Origin of the sequence: Shewanella sp., from assembly GCF_051658185.1 — a bacterium.
Lineage (GTDB): Bacteria > Pseudomonadota > Gammaproteobacteria > Enterobacterales > Shewanellaceae > Shewanella.
The window spans coordinates 1-3,434 of record NZ_JBOFMC010000214.1 but is presented as its reverse complement, the minus strand read 5'-3'; the positions used below and the strand labels follow the sequence as shown (position 1 = coordinate 3,434).

5 protein-coding genes are annotated in these 3,434 nt (G+C 50.6%); all 5 read right to left on the bottom strand.

The features are described 5' to 3' along the window. The coding region (locus ACRCZA_RS08395; protein ID WP_438674002.1) for an aromatic amino acid transport family protein at nt 1-245 on the bottom strand (245 nt) is incomplete at its 3' end. A gap of 592 nt (nt 246-837) precedes the next feature. Further along, nucleotides 838-1,497 carry a bifunctional phosphoribosyl-AMP cyclohydrolase/phosphoribosyl-ATP diphosphatase HisIE gene (hisIE, locus tag ACRCZA_RS08390; protein WP_438674001.1) on the bottom strand — a complete coding sequence of 220 codons (660 nt, stop codon included), beginning with the start codon at nt 1,495-1,497 and terminating at the stop codon, nt 838-840. A gap of 88 nt (nt 1,498-1,585) precedes the next feature. Further along, on the bottom strand, nt 1,586-2,359 hold the full coding sequence (gene hisF / locus ACRCZA_RS08385; protein WP_438674000.1) for an imidazole glycerol phosphate synthase subunit HisF: 774 nt from the start codon (nt 2,357-2,359) through the stop codon (nt 1,586-1,588). Continuing rightward, nucleotides 2,341-3,078, bottom strand: coding sequence for a 1-(5-phosphoribosyl)-5-[(5-phosphoribosylamino)methylideneamino]imidazole-4-carboxamide isomerase (hisA, locus tag ACRCZA_RS08380; RefSeq protein WP_438673999.1), 738 nt, complete (start codon nt 3,076-3,078; stop codon nt 2,341-2,343). Before hisA ends, hisF begins: the two co-directional genes overlap by 19 nt. Before the next feature lie 135 nt (nt 3,079-3,213). Next, nucleotides 3,214-3,434: glutamine amidotransferase-related protein (locus ACRCZA_RS08375; protein WP_438673998.1), on the bottom strand; the 221-nt coding region annotated here is incomplete at its 5' end.

The following is a 3,434-nucleotide window of genomic DNA, read 5'->3' as shown; positions in this document are numbered from 1 at the left end:
ACTTGGCCTTTTGAGCCCAACAGCTTACGGGCTAATTGGTTAAGACTGGCATCACTCGGGGCAAATTGGTGGATTTCCACCATGAGTAGGGCGGTGTAGGCCATTAATGCCCAGAGGATCAGCATTATCAAGCTGGATACGCCAAAGCCGAGTCCGGCTGAGGCAATGGGGAGTGCGAGCATGCCCGCGCCAATGGTGGTGCCTGCAATCAGCAGCAAACTGCCGAAAAATTTATTTTGTGTCATAACTTACGCTCAAACGTCTTAATGAATGGCTCGAATATCTCAGATGAGACAAAGGCTTAAGCAGAAGGGCGGCGCAATACGGCGGCTAAGGGCTGTACTTGTGTGAGTACAAAGCGTTGGGATCGTGGCGCAATCTGCGGATCGTTGGGGATATGGCCACAATGGAAGGTCAGGCGAGAGTGCCTATCTATGCCATTGCGGCTACAGATAGGGGTAATAAACTCTTGTTGTAATACACATAACACGCGCCTTTTTAGGAAATTTTGCAGTTGATCTTAGCCTGTGCGTTTAAGGCAATAGACGTTGATCTAAAAATTCATCTTAAATGTTAATAAGTTGGATCTTGCCTCGGGTGTAAATTGAGGATGCGGGTTACGATAGGCAGTTAAGCTGTACTTGTCAACCATTACAATCGTATTTTGCTGATTTATTGACAGAGGTACGCTTGGGTGCGTTTTTGTGAGGTTGCCGCAATTTCTACCGCGACGACAGCGTGGCAAAAGGCTACTATGCTGTCGTCGACGGAGCAAGGTTGGCGGCAGATACAGATTCAGATGTTAGACACCGATACCGAGGCGCTGGCGCTTTAGGCTTATTTTTGCTGCGCTTTTTGATGGCGAGCGAGCAGATTCGCCGTGATATCACTTAAGCTCAGTTGTTGATCTTCAAGTAGCACTAATAAGTGGTACATAAGATCCGATGCCTCATTAATCAGCTCTTCTTTATCGTGGGTGGCGGCAGCCAGTGCGGTTTCGAGCCCTTCTTCACCCACTTTTTGAGCGATGCGTTTGGTGCCCCGCGCAAATAAAGAGGCGGTGTAGCTCGATTCTGGACTCTGCCCTTTACGCGCGGCGATAAGCTCGGCCAAATTGTTTAAAAAGGGGTGAGCATTGCCATCGAGCCAGCAGCTTTCGGTGCCTTTGTGGCAGGTCGGGCCATTGGGCAACACCTGTACCAGCAGGCTATCGTTATCGCAATCTTTATCGATGGCAACCCATTTTAGGGTGTGACCTGAGGTTTCGCCCTTGGTCCATAAACGCTGTTTAGAGCGGCTAAAAAACGTCACATCACCGGTTGCCAGAGTCTGTTCCAGTGCGGCTTTATCCATATATCCGAGCATTAACACTTTGCCCGAGAGGTGATTTTGGATAACCGCAGGAATTAGCCCCTGCTGCTTTTCCCAGTCGAGGCCGTTGACCAGATCTGTGCTTGCTTTGTCTTGCCAACAGCTTGAACTTATTCCAGTTGTCATATTTGAGTACCTTATTCTTTTGTTGCAATCGATGAGCATTTGGTTTGGCTAATATTGACTATCGATATTAAGCGCTCTGATGTAAAAGCTATTGGCGGATCGCAATACCTTCGGCCGCTAAATACTGTTTTAACTCGCCTATGTTGATAATGGCTTTATGGAACACGCTGGCCGCCAGCGCCGCATCGACCTTCGCATCAATAAACACCTCGCGAAAATGCGCCATCGTGCCCGCGCCGCCCGAGGCGATTAACGGCACATCGCACAACTGGCGTACTAGGCTTAACTGCTGGATATCATAGCCGCCGCGCACACCGTCTTGGTTCATCACATTGAGCACGATTTCGCCGCAGCCGCGTTTTTGCACTTCTTCGACCCAGTCTTGGGTGTACCAAGCGGTTTCTTTGGTGGCGGCTTCATCGCCGGTGAATTGCTTCACTTTATAACTGTCGCTTGCCGCATCATAAAACGAGTCTATGCCAATCACGATACATTGGCGGCCAAATTCATCCTGCAGGCGTGAGATTAAACTCGGATCGCTCAGGGCTGGCGAGTTGACCGAAATCTTATCCGCGCCAAAGGCGAGTAGCTCGCGGGCTTGGCCGATGGTTTTAATTCCACCCGCCACGCAAAAGGGGATATCGATTTGCTCCGCCACTCGGCTCACCCAAGATTTATCGACGACTCGGTCATGGGCACTGGCGGTGATATCGTAAAACACCAGCTCATCGGCGCCTTCTGCGGCGTAACGCGCTGCGAGTGGTACGATGTCGCCCACAATTTCATGGTTGCGAAACTGTACACCTTTGACCACGCAGCCATCTTTCACATCTAAACAGGGGACTATTCGTTTGGCCAGCATTGGATTGCCTCCGCCACATTAAACTGATTGATAAGTAAGGCTTTACCGATAATGATGCCCGCGGCGCCACTGTCTCTGACGGCGGCAACATCCTCAAGGGAAGCAATGCCGCCCGAGGCTTGCCAAGCGATGTTGGGATAGCGGCTGGATAGCTCACGATAGAGTGCAGTATTGGCGCCTGTGAGGGTGCCATCGCGGCTGATGTCCGTCACCAGTGCATGTTTTAGCCCGACTTGGCTAAAGTCTTCAACGATAGATTCTAGACTCTTGCCGCCACCGCTTTGCCAGCCAGAAACCGCGACGATTTTCTCGCCGCTAGGGGTAATGTTGACATCCAGAGCAAGGCATATTGCCTCGCTGCCGAATGTGTTAAACCAGCCTTTGACTAACTCGGGTTCTTTAACGGCGAGCGAGCCAATCACCACCCGTTTTACCCCGAGGGACAATAACTCGGCGACTTGCTCTTCAGTGCGGATCCCGCCGCCAACCTGTATATTGGCGCTCAGCCCTGCTGTTAGCGCTGCAATCAAAGTCGTTTGGCGTTTAGCAGGATCTTTCGCGCCAGTTAAATCCACAATATGCAGCCAGCTCGCGCCTTGGGCTTGGTAGGATTGCAACTGGGCGAGGGGGCTTAAATCGAAGGTCGTTTGCTGCCCATAATCCCCTTGGTAGAGCCTCACTACTTTGCCATCAATTAAATCAATTGCTGGAATGATCATCTGTTGTCCTTAATAATTTAGGTGCATTTGCTGCCGCGCGTTATTGCCCTATGGTGTGGCTGAAAAATGCTAGTGCCTCAGCCGAACTTAGCTTCCCCACACTTAGCTCAGTAAAAACCTAATAAGCGATTACCTTTACTGCATTTTTAAAAAGTTACCCAGGATTTGTGCGCCCACGGCGGCACTTTTCTCGGGGTGAAATTGCACGCCCATAAAATTGTCTTTACCGATGGCGGCGCTAAAGTCCTCACCATAACGGCATTGTGCCAAGGTGTAGTCGCTTAATGGCGCGCGGTAACTGTGCACAAAATACACGTAACTGCCGGCTGGAACACCGGCAAATAGCGGGTGAACCT

Bases quoted from the DNA above. Each gene is read 5' to 3' on its own strand.
- hisIE (WP_438674001.1), bottom strand. From the start codon at position 1,497: ATGACAACTGGAATAAGTTCAAGCTGTTGGCAAGACAAAGCAAGCACA.
- hisF (WP_438674000.1), bottom strand. From the start codon at position 2,359: ATGCTGGCCAAACGAATAGTCCCCTGTTTAGATGTGAAAGATGGCTGC.
- hisA (WP_438673999.1), bottom strand. From the start codon at position 3,078: ATGATCATTCCAGCAATTGATTTAATTGATGGCAAAGTAGTGAGGCTC.